Origin of the sequence: Streptomyces sp. NPDC091416 (assembly GCF_044756845.1) — a bacterium.
GTDB lineage: Bacteria > Actinomycetota > Actinomycetes > Streptomycetales > Streptomycetaceae > Streptomyces.
Genome location: NZ_JBIVTU010000002.1, coordinates 859,140 through 880,729, shown reverse-complemented (window position 1 = coordinate 880,729; position 21,590 = coordinate 859,140). Strand labels below are relative to the sequence as shown.

Sequence of the window (21,590 nt, the reverse complement as noted above, 5' to 3'; positions counted from 1 at the left end):
TACTGCAGGGGGGACCCTGTGGGAGAGTAGGACGCCGCCGAACTCCTTTTGATAGTTAAGCCCCGTGCCCTTGTGGCACGGGGCTTTTCTGCGTTTACGGTCAGGGGCGGTCGTGGCTGGGCTGCTGCGTATCGGAGCCCTTGGCCCATGCAGGTTTCCACGTCTCACCAGCGGGCTGGTGCGTCCGTGAGGAGCCGAGATAGTCGCGGAGAGCGATGAGTGCGGGGTGCGCGTTGTCGCGACGCCAGATCAGTGAGTGCGGATAGACAGGTGTGGGGGCGGTCACCGGGATGCGCCGCAGCCCGTGGCCGGCGGGCCAGATGAGGCGGGTGTGCTCGCCCATGAACGTGGCGAGAGCCGGGGTGTCGGCAATGGTGTCGAGGAGGGCATCGGAGCCGAAGTTGGGGCCCGTCGCTTCGATGGTGAGGCCGAACTCGGCGACGAGATCGTCGTAGTAGGCGCCCCACTCGGTGCCGGGGACGATGCCGGGCATCCAGATCCGGTGTCCGGCGAGCTGCGCGAGGGTCACCGACCTGGCGCCGGCCAGAGCGTGGGCAGGGCCCGTGAGGAGTTGCAGCGGTTCATCGAGGACGTGGGCAGATTCGATGTCCTCGGGAAGTCGCCGGCCGGGCGCCGAGACGGCGCGGAATGACGCATCGATTGCACCGGACCGAACAGCGGCGACGGCCGTCTCGATCTCGAACAGCATCAACACGTCGAGCTCGATTTCGGGGTGCGCTCGGTGGAATTCGCGCATCAGGCCTGCCTGCGCACTGCGGGACGCGATCACGTCGACACGCAGCGGACGACGCCCGGCGTGCACGGACGCGACCGCACGTTCCGCGACGCGCAGCAGCTCCCGTGCGTGAGGCAGGAGTGCCTGCCCGTCGATGGTGAGCTCAGCGCCGCGTGGTGTGCGGGTGAACAGCCGTACGCCAAGGCTCTTCTCCAGCACGGAGATGCGTCTGGAGACGGCCTGCTGGGTGATCGAAAGCTCGGCGGCGGCTTCCTGGAACTGGCCCGTGTCTGCGACGGCTGCAAAGGTGCGTACGGCTGCGAGGTCCATGGAGAACCACGTTAATTCACAACGAACCGTTGTGCAGAAGCGCCGAGTTGGTTGTTTGACCTGGTGTTGTCCAGCCCGATTGGCTTTCCCCGGGCAATTTCTGTTTGTTCGGTGAGATATCAAGGGCGGGCTGAGCATGGCGGGCAGGAGACGGTTGGGCCGGCAGTTCGGGTGGCTGTGGGCGGCGTACGCCGTCAGTGGGTTCGGCACGCGGCTGGCGTTCGACGCCTTTGCCCTGATCGCGATCCTTGCGCTCCACGCAGGGCCGGCCCAAGTGTCCGTACTGGTCGCCACAGGGCTCGCTGTGGGAGCCGTCATAGCCGTGCCGCTGGGTCCGTGGCTGGAGTTCCGCCGCAAGCGGCCGGTGATGGTCGCGATGGACCTGACCCGGTTCGTCGCGCTGATGAGCGTACCTGTCGCGTACGCGCTCGGTCTGCTCGGCTTCGTGCAGCTTCTGCTCGTGTCCGTCGTCGTAGGCGCGGCCGACATCGCCTTCACCGCGGCCGGCAGCGCGTATCTGAAGACGCTTGTACGGTCGGAGGACCTGCTCGTCGCGAACGGGCGGTTCGAGTCCACGGCCTGGACCGTCACCGTGCTCGGACCGCCGGCCGGAACGGCGGCGATCGGATTCTTCGGACCGGTGACGACGGTGGTGGCAGATGCGGTCAGTTATCTGCTCTCGGCCGCAGGAATCCGTGCCATCGGTGGCAGTGAGCCGCGCCCCGCGCGGACGGGTACGCCCAGGCCGCGGCTCCGGCCCCGCGACCTGCTCGAAGGATGGCGGTGCATCCTGAGCCACCCGGCCCTGCGTCCTCTGTTCTTCAACACGGTCCTGGTCAACGGTCTGATCATGGCAACCTCGCCGCTGCTGGCCGTCCTCATGCTCGGGGACCTCCGGTTCGCCCCCTGGCAGTACGGCCTCGCCTTCGGCCTGCCCTGTGTCGGCGGGATCATCGGCTCACGGCTGGCTCGCCGGCTTGTCGCACGGTTCGGGCGGCAGAGGGTCCTGCTCGCCGCCGGGGCGCTGCGCGCGTGCTGGTCGCTGGGGCCGGCCTTCGTTCAGCCCGGCGCAGCCGGGCTCGTACTCGTCGTCGTGGTCGAGTTCGGACTGATCACCTGTATGGGCGTATTCAACCCGGTGTTCGCCACCTATCGGCTCGAGCAGACGGCGACGGACCGGATCGTCCGCACCCTGTCTGCGTGGTCGGTCACCAGCAAGCTGACCGTCGCTGCCATGACCGGGCTGTGGGGTGTGCTGGCTGCCGTCACCGGTCCTCGCGCCGCGATCGCCGTCGCGGGTCTTCTCATGCTGTTCACCCCGTTCCTGCTTCCCCGGTCCGCGCGCGAGCCACACCACGAGCCGGATGAGACAGGGATCCGAGCCTGACTTCATTGCGATTCGTCCCTGCCCTCGCCCCTGTCCGGGGCGGGGACGTCACAGCCGGCCGGCCGCCTTGAGGGCCAGGTAGGCGTCTGCGAGAGACGGCGCGAGGCTGTCCGGGGTGGCGTCCACGACGACCACGCCGTGACGCCGGAGTTGGTCCGCTGTCCGTCGCCGCCCTGCCTGAGCCTGGGCTGCCGCAGCAGCCTCGTAGATCGCGTCGACCGTTCCCCTCGCAGCCGCCATCTCCTCGATGTGAGGGTCTCGCACGGCTGCCAGCAGCACGGTATGCCGCTGTGTTAGCCGTGGCAGCACAGGCAGCAGCCCTTCTTCGACAGGGGCCGCCTCAAGACTGGTCAGCAGCACGATCAGGGAGCGCCGAGGAGCGTGCGTCAGCGCGGCGGCACTCAGACCTCGGGCGTCGGTCTCCACGAGTTCCGGCTCCAGCGGGGCCAAGGCGTCGACCGTGGCCGACAGTACGTCACCGGCGCCCCGGCCCCGGACCTGGGCGCGTACCCGGCGGTCATAGGCGAGAAGGTCCACGCGATCACCGGCTCGGGTCGCGAGGGCGGTGAGAAGGAGTGCCGCGTCCATCGACGCGTCGAGGCGGGGTACATCACCGACCCGGCCCGCCGACGTGCGGCCGGTGTCGAGGACGATGAGGATGTGGCGGTCGCGCTCGGGGCGCCAGGTCCGTACAGCGACCGCTGACTGGCGCGCGGTGGCCCGCCAGTCGATCGAGCGGGTGTCGTCACCGGGGACGTACGCGCGCAGGCTGTCGAACTCGGTGCCCTCGCCCCGGGTGAGGACACTCGTACGGCCGTCGAGTTCGCGAAGCCTGGCGAGGCGGGACGGCAGGTGTTTGCGGCTCGTGAAGGGCGGCAGGACACGTACGTTCCAAGGGGCGTGGTGGCTGCCCTGGCGGGCGGCGAGCCCCAGCGGACCGTAGGAGCGGACGGTGATCTGCTCCGCCCGGCGGTCGCCGCGACGGGTGGGGCGCAGAGACGTGGTGACACGGCGGCGCTCACCGGCCGGGACATCCAGTGCGTGGCGGGACGCCGCCTGGTCCGTTCCCGGGAACCAACTGCTGGGAGGCCATGCGTCGCGGAGGTGTGCCCGCAGGCGGCGGCGGGAAGGGTTGACTACGGTGAGTAGCACGTCGGCTCTGTCGCCGAGTCGAACGGTTGTATCACCGGATCGAGTGAACTGGAGCTGGCGCACTGGCGCTGCCAGGGCGTAGTCGCACAGAATTGCTAGAAGAAGCGGGGCGTTGACCGCGAGCAGGCCCGTCCAGCTCGGGGCCAGCATGCCTACAGGGAGTGACCCAAGGGCGGCGAGCAGGGCGGTGCGTCCGGTAAGGGCCACGATTCACCGCCTCAACGGGGTACGGGGACGTGGGCGAGAACCGCGGTGATGACGGAGTCCGGGGTGACACCCTCCATTTCCGCCTCGGGCCGCAGTTGTATGCGATGCCGGAGCGTGGGGAGTGCGAGGGCCTTCACATCGTCGGGGGTGACGTAGTCGCGGCCGGTCAGCCAGGCCCAGGCCCTGGCCGTGGAGAGCAGAGCGGTGGCGCCTCGGGGCGAGACGCCCAGGGAGAGCGAAGGGGATTCACGCGTGGCACGACAGATATCCACGACATAGCCGGCGATCTCGGGGGAGACGGTGGTCCCGGCGACAGCGATGCGGGCGGCCTCCAGGTCGGCGGGCCCGGCGACCGGCCGTATGCCCGCCGCGTCCAGATCGCGGGGGTTGAAGCCGTCGGCATGGCGGGTCAGGACGTTGATCTCGTCGTCGCGGGACGGCAGTGGGACCGTCAGCTTGAGGAGGAACCGGTCCAACTGGGCTTCAGGGAGGGGATACGTGCCCTCGTACTCCACAGGGTTCTGTGTGGCTGCCACGAGGAACGGGTCAGGCAGAGGGCGAGGAGTGCCGTCGACCGTGACCTGGCGTTCCTCCATCGCTTCCAGAAGGGAGGACTGGGTCTTGGGAGGCGTCCGGTTGATCTCGTCGGCGAGCAGAAGGTTCGTGAACACCGGCCCTGGCTGGAAGGAGAACTCGGCGGTCCGGGCGTCGTAGACGAGCGATCCGGTCACGTCGCTCGGCATCAGGTCGGGGGTGAACTGGACGCGCTTGGTGTCGAGTTCGAGTGACGCTGCCAGGGCCCTGACCAGGAGGGTCTTGGCCACACCGGGGACGCCTTCGAGCAGGACATGACCGCGGCAGAGCAGTGCGACCACGAGTCCGGTGACCGCCGGATCCTGGCCGACCACGGCCTTCGCGATCTCGGAGCGCAGCGCTTCCAGGGAGGCGCGGGCCGCGGCGTCGCCGCTGATGGTCCCGGTTGTCCCGGCGGGAATGGGGGGCGGGGCGCTCATGAGGTACGGACCTCTCTTTCGAGGGTGTCGAGTTGTTCTGCCAGAAGGACGAGAGCGGCGTCGTCCGAAGGGACCGGGCCGAAGAGCAGTTCGTGGAGGCGGGTGTCGTCGGCGCCGCGGCGCACGGACACGGCGGGGAGGAGCGTCGCGGGACTGTGCGCGTCGCGCGGGGAGACGCCGACCAGGGGGGCGAGGCGGGTGCGAGTGGCGTTGCGCAGGGAGGCGGCAGCCCGGTCGCGGGCCTTGGCCTTTCGCTGGAGGCGGGCACGGCCCTCGGTGGATTCGGAGGCGCGGATGGCCACGGGAAGCCGTTCGGCGATCACGGGACCCAGGCGCCGTGCCCGCCAGATCGCGGCGAGTACGGCTGCGAGGGCGAGCTGGAGGGTTCCCCAGATCCAGCCTGACGGCAGCAGGTCTATGAAGCTGCTTTCGTCCTCCGCGCGGTCGCCGTCCGTTCCACCGTCGTCGTCTCCGCCGCTGCCGGCAGCCGAGGGATCACTGAGCGAGGGGAGGTACCAGACCAGATGCGGGCGCGAACCGAGGAGTTGAAGGGCCAGCGAAGCGTTGCCCTCGTTGTCCAGACGGTCGTTGTGGAGGAGGTCGGGGGAACCGAGCAGGACGGTGTCACCCGAGGCCGGCTGTTCGAGTATCAGCAGGGAGGGAACGCCGTCGGCCGGGTAGCAGGCGGCGGCGCCCACACCGGTCGACGTGTAGCGGAAGCCCCCTGTCTCTGCCGTGCCGGCACTGCGTGCGGAGGCCAGGGAGCAGTGTGGGGAACGGGCGGAGACCGGCACGGGGGACCGCGCGTGGACACCGGGTGCCAGGACGCCCGCCGAGGGCGGACCTGCGGCGACGAGGACGGTCCGGCCGCCTGTGCCGGCGGTGGCCGTACGGAGCGCGTCCTGCTGAGACGGTGTCAGCAGATTGGGGGCGGCGACCAGCAGAGTGGTGTCGGAGCCGGCCGCGGACGTGGCGGCGCGAAGTGTGGTCACGACGCGGACGGATACGCCTCGGTCCTTGAGGAGTTCGGCGACGGCCCTGCTGCCGTAACGGTCTGCGGAGCGGGGGTCGAGCCGGCCGTGCTGGTCTCCGGAGCGGGTGGCGGCAAGGGCGATCCCGGCGGCGACGAGCACCAGGAGGGCGAGCAGGAGCCCACGAGTACGGACCCAGACCTGACGTGGCGTGGGGGAGGCGGAGGTGGACGGAGCGGTCGTCGCGGTCATTCGGCAGCCCCCGCAAGCGTGCCGGAGAGGTGCGGCGTTGCGGACCCGAGGTCGAGATCGAGGGTGAGCATGGTCAGATACGTCTGCTGGTCGGCCGACCGGCCGCCGTATGTCACGTCGTCGAATGACCGGGCTGCCGCCCGGAGCCGCGTGGCATGCGCGGGAAGCGTGCGGCCGGCCTCGGTGGCGGCCTCGTCGGCGGTGCGTCCGGGGCGGACGTCGAGCAGGGCACGCTCCTCCAGGGAGCGGACGATGGCACGCATCCGTTCCTGGACCGCCTGGCTCCAATGGCCGGCTGCGGCGTGGGCCTCGGCGGCGGCGCGGTGTTCCAGCGCGCCGCGGGGACCGTTCTCGAAGAGGGCGTCCGCTGCTCGCGAGGTGCGTTGGGGTGTGCCCAGACGCCACAGGAGCGCGGCGATCAGGGCGGCCACGATCAGTACGAGTACGACCAGTCCCACGGGTCCGCCCGGGGCAGCGCCCGAGGCGGTCGAGAGGAGGTCGCCGATCCAGTCCCACAGATGGTCCAGAGCGCGTTGGAGCGGGTTCGGATCATTCTCGTGGTACATCGGTTTGGACAGTTCGTGCCGCGCGGCTTCGCGGGCCGGTACCCGTGGGGTGTCCACGGGTATGTCGCCGCTTGCCCGGATCAGAAGCCCTGCTGCTGTTGTGCCACCCGCCCCCGACACGGTGTCAGCTCCTGTTGTCGTAGCCGGGCAGACCGGCCGCCCTGGCGAGGTCGAGGTCGAGTGCTTCCCGTCGGATGCGCTGGTCCACGTAGAGAAGGGCCATGACACCGGCGGACAGAGGATAGGTGATCGTTGCGATGACCACGTCGCCGATCGCGGAGACGATCAGGAAGGGCCAGCCGAAACTGGTGGCACCGTCGGTGAGGAAGGAGCTCACGTCGCCGTCGTCCACCGCCATCGCGATGAGGCCGAACGGCATGCCGATCACGAGCGCCACGATGAATGTCAGCAGCCAGGTGAGCGCGAGGATGCCGAAGGTCCGCCACCAGGCGCCGCGGACCAGTTTGGCGGACCGCCGCAGCGATGCGGTGATCGACTGCCTTTCCAGCATCAGCGCCGGGGAGGCGAGGCAGAAACGGACCATGAGCCAGAGGAACACACCGCCGGCGGCGAGCAACCCGAGGAAGGCGAGTCCGACACCCGCCGTGTCGCCGATCAGGAAACCCGGGAGGATTCCGGCGGTCATGATGACCGCGGCCATCAGCGCCAGCAGGAGGGTCAGACCCAGGAGGGGAAGCAGCCGGGGCCGGGCCTCGGCCCAGGCGTCGGAGAGTGTGACGGAGCGGCCCAGCACCGAACGGCTGATCACCACGGTCAGTACAGCGGTGGTGAAGATCGTGGCGAGCATCGAGATGAGCAGAGGCGGAGCGCTGTTGAGCAGGCTGGAGCGGAGAGCGTCGGTGGCCTGACGCAGGGCCTCCGAGCCGGTGGCGTTCCGGTCGATCGACGGGGGCTCCGGCAGCAGGTACCGCTGCAACAGCAGGATGCCGGTCTGGGCGATCACGGAGACGGCGAGTGTGATGCCGAGAACCGTCCGCCAGTGCGCGCGCATGGTGGAGACGGCACCGTCCAGGATCTCGCCGATGCCCAGGGGCCGCAGCGGGATGACGCCGGGCTTGGCGGCAGCGGGCCGGTGCCCCCAGCCGGGCCCCTGAGAGGGTGCGCCCCAGCCGGGGTAGGGGGGCGGTGTGCCGGGGCCGGCTGCGGAATTGCCCGGCGCGGACCACTGCCCTGCGGGCGGCTGCGTGGAAGACCAGTTCCCCGCGGGTCCGCTGCCGTCGACGGGCTCGGAAGGCCGGGGGACGCCTGCCTCCTGGTTGTCGGAGGGGGCAGATCCGGGCGAGGCCCAGCCCGGAGTGTCGTTCATTGTCGCTCCTTCACGGTCCTGTCCGCTCATCGGGGCGTCAGGTTGGCAGCCATCGTGCCACGCATGGCACCCGTCCGGGCCTGGCGCTGTATCTCGTCCGTTCCTTCCTGCGGGGGCGTCCCACGGGGCAGACTGGACAGATGGCTGATCAGGACGCGCAATCGCCGGTGGGCAGCGAGCCCTCCGCGCTTCCCGTACTTCGCTGGGACGAGCCTCCGGAAGGCCCCGTCCTGCTGCTTCTCGACCAGACGAGGCTGCCGGCAGAGGAGGCGGAGCTTGCCTGCACCGATGTCCCCGCACTGGTGGAGGCGATCCGGACACTGGCGGTGCGCGGGGCGCCGCTGCTGGGCATCGCGGGGGCCTACGGGGTGGCTCTCGCCGCCGCTCGGGGCTACGACGTGGCGGAGGCCGCAGGTCTGCTGGAGCAGGCGCGGCCCACCGCGGTGAACCTCGGATACGGGGTGCGGCGCGCCTCCGGGGCGTACTGGGCGGCCGTCGACAAGGGAGCCGGTCCGGAGCAGGCCGCTGCGGTGGCGCTGGAGGAGGCCCGGGCGCTGCACCGGGAGGACGCCGTGGCCAGCGGGCACATGGCCCGGTTCGGGCTCGCCCTTCTCAATGAGTTGCTGCCCGGTGGCGGCCACCGGCTGCTGACCCACTGCAACACCGGGGCGCTCGTCTCCGGGGGCGAGGGAACGGCCTTCGCGGTGGCGCTCGGTGCGCACCGGGCGGGGCGGCTCAGGCGGCTGTGGGTGGACGAGACCCGCCCGCTGCTGCAGGGCGCCCGGCTGACCGCGTACGAGGCCGCACGCAACGGCATGCCGTACAGCCTGCTCACGGACAACGCCGCGGGGTCGTTGTTCGCCGCGGGCGAGGTGGATGCCGTGCTCATCGGGGCGGACCGTATCGCTGCCGATGGATCGGTGGCCAACAAGGTCGGGAGCTATCCGCTGGCGGTCCTCGCGAAGTATCACCACGTACCGTTCATCGTCGTGGCACCGACGACGACCGTGGATCTGCACACCGCGGACGGGGCGGCCATCACTGTGGAGCAGCGATCGGCCCGGGAAGTGACCGAGGTCACACCGCCGCGATCGGGGGGCGACGGGAGGGGCGCGGGAGGAGTGCCCGTGGCGCCGGTGGGAACCCCGGCGTACAACCCCGCCTTCGACATCACGCCGCCCGAGCTGGTCACGGCGATCGTCACGGAGGAAGGCGTAATCTCCCCGGTCACAGGGGTCGGACTGGCAGAGCTGTGTGCCAGGTCATCGCAGGTAACGATTAGCTAATGGGATGATGTCGTTTATGAAGGGACGCGTCCTTGTCGTCGACGACGACACCGCACTGGCCGAGATGCTCGGGATTGTGCTGCGTGGTGAGGGGTTCGAACCGTCGTTCGTAGCGGACGGCGACAAGGCACTTGCTGCATTTCGTGAGGCAAAGCCGGACCTGGTCCTGCTGGATCTCATGCTGCCCGGTAGGGACGGCATCGAGGTCTGCAGGCTGATCAGGGCCGAGTCCGGTGTGCCGATCGTCATGCTCACTGCCAAGAGCGACACGGTTGACGTGGTGGTGGGCCTGGAGTCCGGGGCCGACGACTACATCGTCAAGCCGTTCAAACCTAAGGAGTTGGTTGCCCGGATCAGGGCACGTTTGCGGAGGTCCGAGGAACCGGCACCGGAACAGCTGACCATCGGGGACCTGGTCATAGATGTGGCCGGGCACTCGGTGAAGCGGGACGGGCAGTCCATCGCCCTGACCCCGCTGGAGTTCGACCTGCTGGTCGCGCTCGCCCGCAAGCCGTGGCAGGTCTTCACCCGTGAGGTACTCCTCGAGCAGGTCTGGGGATACCGTCACGCCGCCGACACCCGTCTGGTGAATGTCCATGTGCAGCGGCTCCGTTCCAAGGTCGAGAAGGACCCGGAGCGGCCGGAGATCGTCGTGACCGTGCGAGGCGTCGGTTACAAGGCCGGACCGAGCTGACATGGCCCTGGGCAGCACTGCTCCGAAGCCCGGGGAGCCGGGAGTCCGTGCGGAGCGGGCTGCCGGTTCAGGGCACACGTCATCTCCGGTGGGGCGCTTCCTGCAGGGCGGCCGGTTGTTCCAGGGCCGGGCGCCCGGCGGGCCGGTGCCGCGACTGCTGATGCGCTGGGTGAGGCGTCCGCTGCTGCCTGCCGTACGGCTGTGGCGGCGCAACCTCCAGCTGCGGGTCGTCGCCGGCACGCTGCTGATGTCGCTCGGTGTGGTGCTGCTGCTGGGTCTCGTCGTGATCGGGCAGGTGCGCAACGGCCTGCTCGACGCGAAGGGCAAGGCTGCCCAGACACAGGCCGCGGGAGGATTCGTGGCCGCCCAGGAGAAGGCGAACGCACCGCTCCCTCCCGGTCAGGGTGGCGACACCGCGGACGGCGCGACGGCCAACAACTCCTGGCGGACCGAGCTCGTCGACCAGCTCGCCAGTGGTGGGAAGTACGCCTTCAACGTGGTGGCGCTCAGCGCCGACGAAGGGTCACGCGCGCCGCGCGGCTCCGGCAGCGTCGAGGCCGCGAGCATTCCGCAGAAACTGCGGGAGTCGGTGAACAAGGGCCCGGGAGCGTTTCAGACGTACTCCCGGATCAAATACTCGAACGGGCAGGAGCCGCAGCCCGGCCTCATCGTGGGCAAGCGGCTCTACGACATCGACCGCAATCCGTACCAGCTGTACTACGTCTTCCCGCTGACGCAGGAGGAGAAGTCGCTGACCCTGGTCAAGGGCACACTGGCGACCGCGGGTCTGTTCGTGGTCGTGCTGCTCGGGGCCATCGCGTGGTTCGTGGTGCGCCAGGTCGTCACCCCCGTACGCATGGCGGCGGGGATCGCCGAACGGCTCTCGGCCGGCCGGCTCCAGGAACGGATGAAGGTCACCGGTGAGGACGACATCGCCCGCCTCGGTGAAGCCTTCAACAAGATGGCGCAGAACCTCCAGCTGAAGATCCAGCAGCTGGAGGAGCTCTCCCGGATGCAGCGGCGCTTCGTCTCCGACGTCTCGCACGAGCTGCGGACGCCGCTGACGACCGTGCGGATGGCGGCCGACGTCATTCACGAGGCCCGGGTCGACTTCGACCCGGTGACGGCGCGTTCCGCGGAGCTCCTCGGAGACCAGCTCGACCGGTTCGAGTCCCTGCTCTCCGATCTGCTGGAGATCAGCCGTTTCGACGCAGGTGCCGCGGCACTGGAGGCCGAGCCGATCGATCTGCGGCAGGTCGTGCGACGGGTGATCGGTGGCGCCGAGCCGCTGGCCGAGCGCAAGGGCACCCGGATCCGGGTGGTCGGCGACGAACAGCCCGTGATCGCCGAGGCCGATGCGCGACGGGTCGAGAGGGTCCTGCGCAATCTGGTGGTCAACGCCGTCGAGCACGGCGAAGGACGCGATGTCGTGGTGCGGATGGGCGTGGCCGGCGGAGCGGTCGCGGTAGCCGTCCGGGACTACGGCGTGGGGCTGAAGCCCGGCGAGGCGACCCGGGTGTTCAACCGCTTCTGGCGGGCCGACCCGGCCCGCGCCAGGACGACCGGTGGCACCGGTCTCGGGCTGTCCATCGCCGTCGAGGACGCACGGCTGCACGGTGGCTGGCTGCAGGCCTGGGGCGAACCCGGCGGCGGTTCGCAGTTCCGGCTGACGCTGCCGCGTACGGCGGACGAACCGCTGCGCGGGTCGCCGATACCGCTGGAGCCCGAGGACTCGCGGCGCAGCCGTGAGAACCGGGAACGGGCCGCGTCCGCTCCTGCCGGGAGCAGCGAGCACCGGCTGATGTCGGTGCCCTCGCAGCCGGCCGGCACGGACCGGGCAGCGCTGCCCGTACCGGCGCGGACCCCCATGCCCGCCCGGACCGCACCGGCCTCGGTGCATCCGGCGGCCCTTCCGGGCAACGGCGCACGGGTGGTGCCGCGTCCCGCCGGGGAGCGGCCGGACCGTCACAACGATTCTCCCGGGCAGGATCCGGGGCGGGAGGACACGACTCGTGGGCACTGACCGTCGTCAGGGCGGCCGTGGACGTGCGGTGGGGGCGACCGTGCTGCTGGGATGCGGCGCCGTGCTGCTCTCCGCGTGTGGATCGATGCCTGTCACCGGGGACGTCAAGGCTGTGGACGCCTCGCAGCCCGGTGACTCCCAGGTGCAGGTGTACGCGGTCGCGCCGCGGGACGGCGCCACTCCGAACGAGGTGGTCGACGGCTTTCTGGAGTCGATGACCAGTGACGACTCGGATTTCAGGACCACGCGCCAGTACCTCACGAAGAAGGCGTCGAGCAACTGGAAGCCGGGCGCGCTCACCACGGTGCTGGCCAACGCGCCGAACCGGAGCGACCGGCCGGTCCATGACAGCGACCGCAGTACCAACGAGGTCACCTACACCCTGACCGGTGAGGAGGTGGCGACGGTCGACGATCAGAACGCGTACCAGCCGCTCCCGCCGACCGACTACTCCCGAACGCTCAATCTGGTGCGGCAGAAGGGGCCGGAAGGCAACGAATGGCGCATCGACAGAGTGCCGGACGGCCTGGTTCTCGGGCAGTCCGACTTCGAGCGCCTCTACCGTTCGGTCAACAAGTTCTACTTCGCCACCGGGCGGACCGAGGCCCAGTCGACGCTGGTCGCCGACCCCGTCTACATCCGTAACCGGACCGACCCCGCCACCGGTATGGACACGGTGACGCAGGCCGTCCGCAGTCTGCTCCGAGGGCCGACCGACTGGCTGCGGCCGGTGGTCGCGTCCCGCTTCCCCGCAGGTACCGGGCTGCGGAAGGGCGTCACGTCGCTGACTCCCGACGACCGCAACGTGCTGCAGGTCCCGCTCAACAAGAAGGCGGACGGAGTCGGGCAGCGCTCCTGCCGGATGATGGCGTCGCAGGTGCTCTTCACCCTCCGGGACCTGACGTCCGCACGGGTCGAGCAGGTCGAGCTGCAGCGGTCCGACGGGTCGGCGCTGTGCGTGCTGGGAGCGGACCAGGCCGAGGAGTACGCCCCCACCGGTTCGTCGGGTGGTTCCGACAGCCAGTACTTCGTCGACGCCAAGGGGCATGTGGAGCGCATACCGGGAAGCACCCTGGGCAGTGGCGCGCCGCAGCCGGTGGCCGGCCCGTTCGGCAGCGGTTCGCTGCGGGTGAGCGCGGTCGGAGTGTCCCGGGACGAGCAGTCGGCGGCTGCGCTCTCTCAGAACATGGACGCGCTCTACGTAAGCTCCATCGCCACCGGCGGAGAACTCCGGGCCCCCGTGGTGACGAGCAGGGCCAAGAAGGCCGGGGACCGGCTGACGGCCCCCAGCTGGGACAACCGGGGCGACCTCTGGGTCGCCGACCGCGACCCGGACCGATCGCGGCTGCTGTGGCTGGCCGACGGCACGGGCAAGCCCCAGGAGGTCACTGTGCCGATCCTGGACGGCAGCCGGATCACGGCACTGCGCCTGTCCTCGGACGGGGTGCGCATCGCGCTGCTGCTGACCCTGGGCGACCGTACGACGCTGAAGATCGGCCGGATCGAGCGGACGGGCCCCCAGGGCAAGGAGCAGGTCACCGTGGTGGACCTGCGGCGTGCCGCGCCCCAGCTGGCGGATGTCACCGCGATGTCATGGTCGGGCGGCAGCCGCCTCGTGGTGATCGGCAAGGAGGAGGGAGGGGTGCAGCAGGTCCGCTACGTACAGGCGGACGGGTCGACACCCTCCTCGGGCGTGCTGCCCGGAGTCAACCAGGTGCGGGCCATCGCGGCGGCGGACGACGAACAGCTGCCGCTGATGGCGGACACGGTCGACGACGGCATATTCAAACTGCTGCCCGGCGACAACTGGCAGATGGTCCTGAAGGAGGGCTCCGCGCTGGTCTACCCGGGCTGACCTCGGTGGACGGGTCCCTCGTGGTGGCCGGCCGTTGTCCACAGGGGTGGTCCGGACACGTCGACGCGGGCACAGTGGAGCCATGCGCGGGTGGTGGCGTGAGATCGCCGGACTGGTCCTGCCGGTGGACTGCGGCGGCTGCGGCCGTCCACGGACAGAGCTGTGCGAGGAGTGTGCCGCACAGCTGTACGGCGGTGCGCCCCGCCGGGTGAGACCTGATCCGGAGCCGGCCGGTCTGCCCGTCGTGCATGCGGCCGCCGGTTACGGGAACGCGGTACGTGCGGTGCTGCTGGCCCACAAGGAGCGGGGTGCACTAGGCCTTGCCGGAGCTGCCGGAAGGGCGCTGGCAGGTGCCGTGAGGGCCGGGGCGGGGGCGTCGCCCGCGGGGAGACCACTGCTGCTCGTGCCCGTACCTTCGGCGCGTCGGGCCGTGGCCGCGCGCGGGCACGATCCGGCCCGTCGGATCGCTCTGGCGGCCGCCGCGGAGCTGCGCCGTGCGGGCACGCCGGCCAGGGTGGCCGCTGTGCTGCGACAGCGGCGTCCGGTGGCCGACCAGTCCGGGCTGGGAGCCCGTGAGCGCCGGGAGAATCTGGCGGGTGCGCTGGGGGTCGTGGCCGGCGGTGGGCGGCTGCTTGCCGCCGGACGGGTGGTGCTGGTGGACGACCTGTTGACGACAGGTGCCTCGCTGGCCGAAGCCGCCCGGGCGGTCGAGGAGGACCTCGGGTGGGCGGGCACCGGTTCCGGGGTGCGTCACGCGGCCGTTGTCGCAGCTTCTCCGTCCGCCTTCGAAATAAACCGGAACTGGAACTGAACTTGCATCGTTGCAGGTAGTGAGTGGGTAAAAAGACCTGAACGGAGGTACGCGCGAGTAGCGGGTGCCGACATCCGTCCCGGCAGGCTATGTTCGGTTGTGAGGAATGGTGAATGCCAGGCCTCGACGAATGCACCGCCAGGTTTCGGGCAGGTGACCCACCGGCGTACGGAAACCGGGAATTCGGTGGGGTGGAGACCCTGCCGACGGGGGAGGAGGAGGTGGAAGTCACCGAGTCCGCGGCTCCGGTCATCACCGGGGCCTGGTGCAAAAGGGAGATGCTCCGCCACTGAGCGGAGCGATCCGGGAACGGAGTTCTGCGTGGACATCGTCGTCAAGGGCCGCAAGACCGAGGTGCCCGAGCGGTTCCGCAAGCACGTGGCCGAGAAGCTGAAGCTGGACAAGATCCAGAAGTTCGACGGCAAGGTGATCAGCCTCGACGTGGAGGTGTCCAAGGAGCCGAATCCTCGTCAGGCGGACCGCTCCGACCGGGTGGAGATCACGCTCCGCTCGCGTGGGCCGGTCATCCGGGCAGAAGCGGCCGCAGGCGACCCGTACGCAGCGCTGGACCTGGCCACGGGCAAGCTGGAGGCGCGGCTGCGCAAGCAGCACGACAAGCGCTACAGCCGCCGCGGCACGGGTCGCATCCCCGCTGCCGAGGTCGGTGAAATGGTGCCGGACGCGGCGTCGTTCAACGGCGACGGCGAGCTGGTCGCCGACGAGGCGGCCCAGCCCGTGCCCACCACCAGGATCGGCTCGCTCGAGGTGCAGGGCGAAGGACCGCTGGTGATGCGCGAGAAGACGCACGTCGCGGCACCCATGTCGCTCGACCAGGCGCTCTACGAGATGGAACTGGTCGGTCACGACTTCTATCTGTTCGTCGACTCCGAGACGAAGGAACCCAGTGTCGTCTACCGGCGGCACGCCTACGACTACGGTGTCATCCACCTGAGGACCGACCCGCTGGCCGCCGATGAGGCGGGCGGCGCGGGCGGCGCGCTCGGCGGCTGACGCCACCACTCAGTGGTGCCCCTGGAGCGTCTGCGCGCCCCCAGGGGCACCCTCGTGCGACCACGGGATCACCGCTCCGACGTCCAGGCATGAAATCATGGCGGCCCAAGCCAATCGGTGCTCTGTGAACTGCCGTTGGCGGACAGTCTGTGAACTTCAGGCCGTGGACTTCAGGGGGAGGAACGATGGCGGACACCTTCGGGCCCGTGCGCGATGCGAACGCTGCCGATGACGCCGGCCGTGACCGTGCCGGCGCGGACGACGACAGCGGTTCCCGCAAGGAGCCGATCCGAGTCCTTGTGGTCGACGACCATGCCCTGTTCCGCAGAGGCCTGGAGATCGTCCTCGCGCAGGAGGAGGACATCCAGGTCGTCGGCGAGGCGGGAGACGGGGCGGAGGCGGTCGACAAGGCGGCCGACCTGCTGCCCGACATCGTCCTGATGGACGTACGCATGCCCAAGCGGGGAGGCATCGAGGCCTGCACCTCCATCAAGGAGGTGGCCCCCAGTGCGAAGATCATCATGCTGACGATCAGCGACGAGGAGGCGGACCTCTACGACGCCATCAAGGCGGGCGCCACCGGCTATCTCCTCAAGGAGATCTCCACGGACGAGGTCGCCACCGCGATTCGCGCCGTCGCCGACGGGCAGTCCCAGATCAGTCCGTCCATGGCGTCCAAACTGCTCACCGAGTTCAAGTCGATGATCCAGCGGACCGACGAGCGCCGGCTGGTTCCGGCGCCCCGGCTCACCGAGCGTGAGCTCGAAGTCCTCAAACTGGTGGCGACGGGCATGAACAATCGCGATATCGCGAAGGAACTGTTCATTTCCGAGAACACCGTGAAGAACCACGTCCGCAACATTCTGGAGAAGCTCCAGCTGCACTCCCGGATGGAAGCCGTGGTCTACGCCATGAGGGAGAAGATCCTGGAGATCAGGTGACCGGGCCCCGGGGGTAAAGCCCCGGAAATGTGGGCGCTCACACCAGGGCGCGGGCGATTTCCCGGGTGAGCGGCCCGCGCAGCTCCGGCGCGTCCACCCGTTCCAGCCGGACGTCCGTGCAGCCGACCCAGGAGGCCGCTTCCACCATCGCCTGCGCCATCGGCGCCACGGCCTTGGCGCCTGCCAGGGAGACCTGCCGGGCGACCAGCGTCGTGCCCTCGCGAGCCGGGTCGACCCGGCCCTGCAGCCTGCCGCCTGCCAGGAGCGGCATCGCGAAGTAGCCGTGGATCCGCTTGGGCTTGGGTACGTACGCCTCCAGGCGGTGGGCGAAGCCGAAGATCCGCTCGGTCCGCGCCCGTTCCCAGACCAGTGAGTCGAAGGGCGACAGCAGCGTCGTACGGTGGCGCCCGCGCGGCTCGGCGGCCAGGGCCTCCGGATCGGCCCAGGCCGGTTTCGCCCAGCCCTCGACCGTCACCGGGACCAGTCCCGAGTCCGCCACCACGGCGTCGAACTGCTCACCCTTGATCCGGTGGTAGTCGGCGATGTCCATGCGGGTGCCGACACCCAGTGACCGCCCCGCGAGCGCCACCAGCCGGCGCAGGCACTCCGCGTCGTCCAGATCGTCGTGCAGCACGGCGGCGGGCAGGGCACGCTCCGCGAGGTCGTAGACCCGCTTCCAGCCGCGCCGCTCGGTGCACACCACCTCGCCGTACATCAGGGCCCGCTCGACGGCCACCTTCGAGGCCGACCAGTCCCACCACTCCCCGCCGTTCTTCGCGCCGCCCAATTCCGTCGCCGTCAGCGGGCCCTCGGCGCGCAGCTGCTTGATGACGGTCTCGTAGGCGCCGTCGGGCAGATCGTGGTGCCACTGCGGGCGGGAACGGTAGGCGCGGCGGCGGAAGGCGAAGTGCGGCCACTCCTCGACCGGCAGGATGCAGGCGGCGTGCGACCAGTACTCGAAGGCGCGACCGCCCGACCAGTACGCCTCCTCGACCGGCCGGCGGCCGATCCTGCCCAGACGCGCGTACGGAATCAGTTCGTGCGAACGTGCGAGCACCGAGATCGTGTCGAGCTGTACGGCGCCCAGATGACGCAGGACCCCGGGCACCCCGGCCCGTCGGTCCGGGGCGCCGAGGAAGCCCTGGGCACGCAGCGCGATCCTGCGGGCCTGGTCGGCGGAGAGTTCGGCTGCGGGAGGCTGCACAGACGTCATGCCACGCACCCTAGAGCGCGGCACTGACATCCAGGGAGGAGCGGGGGCGCACTCGCACGCCCGCCATCCGGGGCGGGCACCCCCTCACGCCCGTTCGGCGACGTCAGCCGGGAGATACGCGTCGGTGCCGGGCAGCCCGAGGTCGGACGGGAGCAGGGCGCCGACCCACGTGTCGCGGCGCACACCCTTGTTGATCAGCCCGGAGCGCTGGCTGCCCTCCATGCGGAAGCCGGCACGCAGCGCGACCGCGCGCGAGGGAAGGTTGCCGGTCTCGGCCCGCCACTCCAGCCGGTCGCCGCCGAGCGCGGTGAAGGTCCAGCGGGCGGCGCACAGGACCGCCTCCGTCGTGTATCCGAGGCCCCGGTGCTCCCTGGCGGTCCAGAAGCCGACCTCGTACGTCCCCGGCCCGGTGCGCCGGTTGATGCCGAGCGCACCGGCCAGGGCGCCGCCGTCGCGCACCACCACGGCGAAGTTGTACATGGAGTCGTCCTGCCAGCCGCCGGGCGAGAGCTGCCGCGCGAAGAGTTCCGCGTCGGCGCGGCTGTAGGGCGAGGGAACGACCGTCCAGCGCTGGATTTCGGGGTCCTGGCAGGCCGCGTGCAGTTCTTCCGCGTCGCCCGGGACGAAGGGGCGCAGCAGCAGGCGGTCGGTGGTGAGGGTGATCGGCTCCATGTACGGATTCTGGTGAGGGAACCGTCGGGTCGCGAGTACTTTTCGGTCTTCCCGGCACCTTCGGCGCCCTTCGGCCGTTGTTTCGGAAGGGCACTGCGGGTCCACGCGGTGGCAGCCCTCCCGGCGCGGCGGGGTCCTCGCTTACGATGGCCGTTGCGGTGGGGCCCACCTGCCGTGCCCGCGCCAGAGTCCATAACACGACCCAGTGCCAGGCCCGACCGGCAAGGAGACCAGCCTCAGTGTCCGTCTTCAACAAGCTCATGCGTGCAGGCGAAGGCAAGATCCTGCGCAAACTGCACCGCATCGCGGACCAGGTCAGCTCCATCGAAGAGGACTTCGTCAACCTCTCCGACGCCGAGCTGCGGGCGCTCACCGACGAGTACAAGGAACGGTACGCGGACGGCGAGAGCCTGGACGACCTGCTTCCCGAGGCATTCGCGACCGTCCGTGAGGCCGCCAAGCGGGTCCTCGGACAGCGCCACTACGACGTCCAGATGATGGGCGGCGCAGCCCTGCACCTCGGTTACGTGGCCGAGATGAAGACCGGCGAGGGCAAGACCCTCGTCGGCACCCTGCCCGCGTATCTCAACGCACTCTCGGGCAAGGGCGTGCACCTGATCACGGTCAACGACTATCTGGCCGAGCGTGACTCGGAGATGATGGGCCGGGTCCACAAGTTCCTCGGACTGACCGTCGGCTGCATCATCGCCAACATGACTCCGGCCCAGCGCCGCGAGCAGTACGGCTGCGACATCACGTACGGAACGAACAACGAGTTCGGTTTCGACTACCTCCGCGACAACATGGCCTGGGCGCAGGACGAGCTCGTCCAGCGCGGTCACAACTTCGCGATCGTCGACGAGGTCGACTCGATCCTGGTCGACGAGGCCCGTACCCCGTTGATCATCTCCGGCCCCGCAGACCAGGCCACCAAGTGGTACGGCGACTTCGCCAAGCTGGTCACGCGCCTGACCAAGGGCGAGGCGGGCAACCCGCTCAAGGGCATCGAGGAGACCGGCGACTACGAGGTCGACGAGAAGAAGCGGACCGTCGCGATCCACGAGCCCGGTGTCGCGAAGGTCGAGGACTGGCTCGGCATCGAGAACCTCTACGAGTCGGTGAACACCCCCCTCGTCGGGTACCTCAACAACGCCATCAAGGCCAAGGAACTCTTCAAGAAGGACAAGGACTACGTCGTCATCGACGGCGAAGTCATGATCGTCGACGAGCACACCGGCCGTATCCTCGCCGGCCGCCGCTACAACGAGGGCATGCACCAGGCGATCGAGGCGAAGGAAGGGGTGGACATCAAGGACGAGAACCAGACGCTCGCCACGATCACCCTGCAGAACTTCTTCCGCCTCTACGGCAAGCTCTCGGGCATGACCGGTACGGCGATGACCGAGGCCGCCGAGTTCCACCAGATCTACAAGCTCGGCGTGGTGCCGATCCCGACCAACCGGCCGATGGTCCGGGCCGACCAGTCGGACCTGATCTACCGCACCGAGGTCGCGAAGTTCGCCGCCGTCGTCGACGACATCGCCGAGAAGCACGAGAAGGGGCAGCCGATCCTGGTCGGCACCACCTCGGTCGAGAAGTCCGAGTACCTCTCGCAGCAGCTCTCCAAGCGCGGTGTCCAGCACGAGGTCCTGAACGCCAAGCAGCACGACCGTGAGGCCACGATCGTCGCCCAGGCGGGTCGCAAGGGCGCGGTCACGGTCGCGACGAACATGGCCGGCCGAGGCACGGACATCAAGCTGGGCGGCAACCCGGACGACCTCGCCGAGGCGGAACTGCGCCAGCGCGGGCTCGACCCCGTGGAGCACGTCGAGGAGTGGGCGGCGGCGCTGCCGTCCGCTCTGGAGAAGGCCGAACAGGCCGTGAAGGCGGAGTTCGAGGAGGTCAAGGACCTCGGCGGGCTGTACGTCCTCGGAACCGAGCGCCACGAGTCGCGCCGTATCGACAACCAGCTCCGCGGTCGTTCGGGCCGTCAGGGTGACCCGGGCGAGTCCCGCTTCTACCTCTCGCTCGGCGACGACCTGATGCGTCTGTTCAAGGCGCAGATGGTCGAGCGCGTCATGTCGATGGCCAATGTGCCCGACGACGTGCCGATCGAGAACAAGATGGTGACGCGGGCCATCGCGTCGGCGCAGTCGCAGGTCGAGCAGCAGAACTTCGAGACGCGTAAGAACGTCCTGAAGTACGACGAGGTGCTCAACCGGCAGCGTGAGGTCATCTACGGCGAGCGGCGCCGGGTCCTGGAGGGCGAGGACCTGCAGGACCAGATCCGCCACTTCATGGACGACACGATCGACGACTACATCCGCCAGGAGACGGCGGAGGGATTCGCCGAGGAGTGGGACCTGGACCGGCTGTGGGGCGCGTTCAAGCAGCTCTACCCGGTGAAGGTCACGGTCGCCGAACTGGAGGAGGCCGCCGGGGATCTCGCCGGTGTCACCGCCGAGTCCATCGCCGAGTCCGTCAAGGACGACATCCACGAGCAGTACGACGAGCGGGAGAAGACGCTCGGCTCGGACATCATGCGTGAGCTGGAGCGGCGCGTGGTCCTGTCCGTCCTGGACCGCAAGTGGCGCGAGCACCTCTACGAGATGGACTATCTCCAGGAGGGCATCGGCCTGCGTGCCATGGCGCAGAAGGACCCGCTGGTCGAGTACCAGCGCGAGGGCTTCGACATGTTCAACGCCATGATGGAGGGCATCAAGGAGGAGTCCGTCGGCTACCTGTTCAACCTGGAGGTCCAGGTCGAGCAGCAGGTCGAGGAGGTTCCCGTCCAGGACGCGGCGACGTCGCTGTCCAAGGAGGACGCGGTTCCGGCGGCGCGTCCGGAGATCCGGGCCAAGGGGCTCGACGCTCCTCAGCGTCCGGACCGGCTGCACTTCTCCGCTCCCACGGTGGACGGGGAGGGCGGTGTCGTCGAGGGCGACTTCTCCAACGGTGACGGCGGGGCCTCCGGGGACTCGGACGGGCTCACCCGGGCGGAGCGGCGCAAGGCGCAGAAGAGCGGTGGCGGTGGGCGTCGCCGCAAGAAGTAGCGTGCGCTGACTGTTGTTCCGCGGCCGGGGCCGGGCACCGTGTGGTGTCCGGCCCCGGCCGTTCGTGTGGGCGTGGTTGCGGCCAGGCTC

Annotated in this window: 17 protein-coding genes; 9 read left to right on the top strand and 8 right to left on the bottom strand. The window is 69.6% G+C overall.

What is annotated here, in order from left to right; all coding sequences use genetic code 11:
* Positions 1-100: 100 nt before the first annotated feature.
* Positions 101-1,066, bottom strand: a complete 966-nt coding sequence (locus ACIQMX_RS10760) for a LysR family transcriptional regulator (RefSeq protein ID WP_363068014.1) — start codon at positions 1,064-1,066, stop codon at positions 101-103.
* Positions 1,067-1,202: 136 nt separating this feature from the next.
* Here ACIQMX_RS10760 and ACIQMX_RS10755 point away from each other — a divergent pair, with 136 nt between their 5' ends.
* Entirely contained in the window at positions 1,203-2,453 is a 1,251-nt protein-coding gene (locus ACIQMX_RS10755; RefSeq protein ID WP_402476449.1) for an MFS transporter, read from the top strand.
* A gap of 48 nt (positions 2,454-2,501) precedes the next feature.
* Here the strand turns inward: ACIQMX_RS10755 and ACIQMX_RS10750 are convergent, their stop codons facing one another.
* Genes ACIQMX_RS10750 through ACIQMX_RS10730 form a run of 5 tightly spaced genes read right to left on the bottom strand, consistent with a single transcriptional unit; the run spans position 2,502 to position 7,941 of the window.
* Positions 2,502-3,812, bottom strand: coding sequence for a DUF58 domain-containing protein (locus ACIQMX_RS10750; protein ID WP_402476447.1), 1,311 nt, complete (start codon positions 3,810-3,812; stop codon positions 2,502-2,504).
* 11 nt (positions 3,813-3,823) lie between these two features.
* Positions 3,824-4,825, bottom strand: coding sequence for a MoxR family ATPase (locus ACIQMX_RS10745; protein WP_363068020.1), 1,002 nt, complete (start codon positions 4,823-4,825; stop codon positions 3,824-3,826).
* Positions 4,822-6,048, bottom strand: a complete 1,227-nt coding sequence (locus ACIQMX_RS10740; RefSeq protein ID WP_402476443.1) for a DUF4350 domain-containing protein — start codon at positions 6,046-6,048, stop codon at positions 4,822-4,824. Before ACIQMX_RS10740 ends, ACIQMX_RS10745 begins: the two co-directional genes overlap by 4 nt.
* A complete protein-coding gene (locus ACIQMX_RS10735; RefSeq protein ID WP_402476439.1) occupies positions 6,045-6,734 on the bottom strand; it encodes a DUF4129 domain-containing protein in 690 nt (229 codons plus the stop codon). Before ACIQMX_RS10735 ends, ACIQMX_RS10740 begins: the two co-directional genes overlap by 4 nt.
* A gap of 4 nt (positions 6,735-6,738) precedes the next feature.
* On the bottom strand, positions 6,739-7,941 hold the full coding sequence (locus tag ACIQMX_RS10730) for a glycerophosphoryl diester phosphodiesterase membrane domain-containing protein (protein ID WP_402476437.1): 1,203 nt from the start codon (positions 7,939-7,941) through the stop codon (positions 6,739-6,741).
* A gap of 140 nt (positions 7,942-8,081) precedes the next feature.
* Between ACIQMX_RS10730 and mtnA the strand changes: the two genes are divergently transcribed.
* The 7 genes from mtnA (at position 8,082) to ACIQMX_RS10695 (ending at position 16,562) form a co-directional block, all read left to right on the top strand.
* The gene (gene mtnA / locus ACIQMX_RS10725) at positions 8,082-9,227 is read left to right on the top strand and encodes an S-methyl-5-thioribose-1-phosphate isomerase (protein ID WP_363068028.1); all 1,146 of its coding nucleotides are present in this window, start codon (positions 8,082-8,084) and stop codon (positions 9,225-9,227) included.
* Between the two features lie 4 nt (positions 9,228-9,231).
* Entirely contained in the window at positions 9,232-9,921 is a 690-nt protein-coding gene (mtrA, locus tag ACIQMX_RS10720) for a two-component system response regulator MtrA (RefSeq protein ID WP_005316841.1), read from the top strand.
* A gap of 1 nt (position 9,922) precedes the next feature.
* The gene (mtrB, locus tag ACIQMX_RS10715; RefSeq protein WP_402476433.1) at positions 9,923-11,944 is read left to right on the top strand and encodes an MtrAB system histidine kinase MtrB; all 2,022 of its coding nucleotides are present in this window, start codon (positions 9,923-9,925) and stop codon (positions 11,942-11,944) included.
* 85 nt (positions 11,945-12,029) lie between these two features.
* Positions 12,030-13,799, top strand: coding sequence for an LpqB family beta-propeller domain-containing protein (locus ACIQMX_RS10710; RefSeq protein WP_402476531.1), 1,770 nt, complete (start codon positions 12,030-12,032; stop codon positions 13,797-13,799).
* Between the two features lie 82 nt (positions 13,800-13,881).
* Positions 13,882-14,610 carry a ComF family protein gene (locus ACIQMX_RS10705; RefSeq protein WP_402476431.1) on the top strand — a complete coding sequence of 243 codons (729 nt, stop codon included), beginning with the start codon at positions 13,882-13,884 and terminating at the stop codon, positions 14,608-14,610.
* Positions 14,611-14,931: 321 nt separating this feature from the next.
* A complete protein-coding gene (hpf, locus tag ACIQMX_RS10700; RefSeq protein WP_148018960.1) occupies positions 14,932-15,621 on the top strand; it encodes a ribosome hibernation-promoting factor, HPF/YfiA family in 690 nt (229 codons plus the stop codon).
* Between the two features lie 185 nt (positions 15,622-15,806).
* On the top strand, positions 15,807-16,562 hold the full coding sequence (locus ACIQMX_RS10695) for a response regulator transcription factor (RefSeq protein WP_363068035.1): 756 nt from the start codon (positions 15,807-15,809) through the stop codon (positions 16,560-16,562).
* Between the two features lie 37 nt (positions 16,563-16,599).
* Here ACIQMX_RS10695 and ACIQMX_RS10690 read toward each other — a convergent pair whose 3' ends face one another.
* Positions 16,600-17,775 carry a winged helix-turn-helix domain-containing protein gene (locus tag ACIQMX_RS10690; RefSeq protein WP_402476426.1) on the bottom strand — a complete coding sequence of 392 codons (1,176 nt, stop codon included), beginning with the start codon at positions 17,773-17,775 and terminating at the stop codon, positions 16,600-16,602.
* 84 nt (positions 17,776-17,859) lie between these two features.
* The gene (locus ACIQMX_RS10685) at positions 17,860-18,447 is read right to left on the bottom strand and encodes a GNAT family N-acetyltransferase (protein WP_363068039.1); all 588 of its coding nucleotides are present in this window, start codon (positions 18,445-18,447) and stop codon (positions 17,860-17,862) included.
* Between the two features lie 239 nt (positions 18,448-18,686).
* Between ACIQMX_RS10685 and secA the strand changes: the two genes are divergently transcribed.
* Complete coding sequence (gene secA / locus ACIQMX_RS10680; protein ID WP_402476424.1) at positions 18,687-21,500, top strand: preprotein translocase subunit SecA; 2,814 nt, start codon at positions 18,687-18,689, stop codon at positions 21,498-21,500.
* The last annotated feature ends 90 nt before the right edge of the window (positions 21,501-21,590 follow it).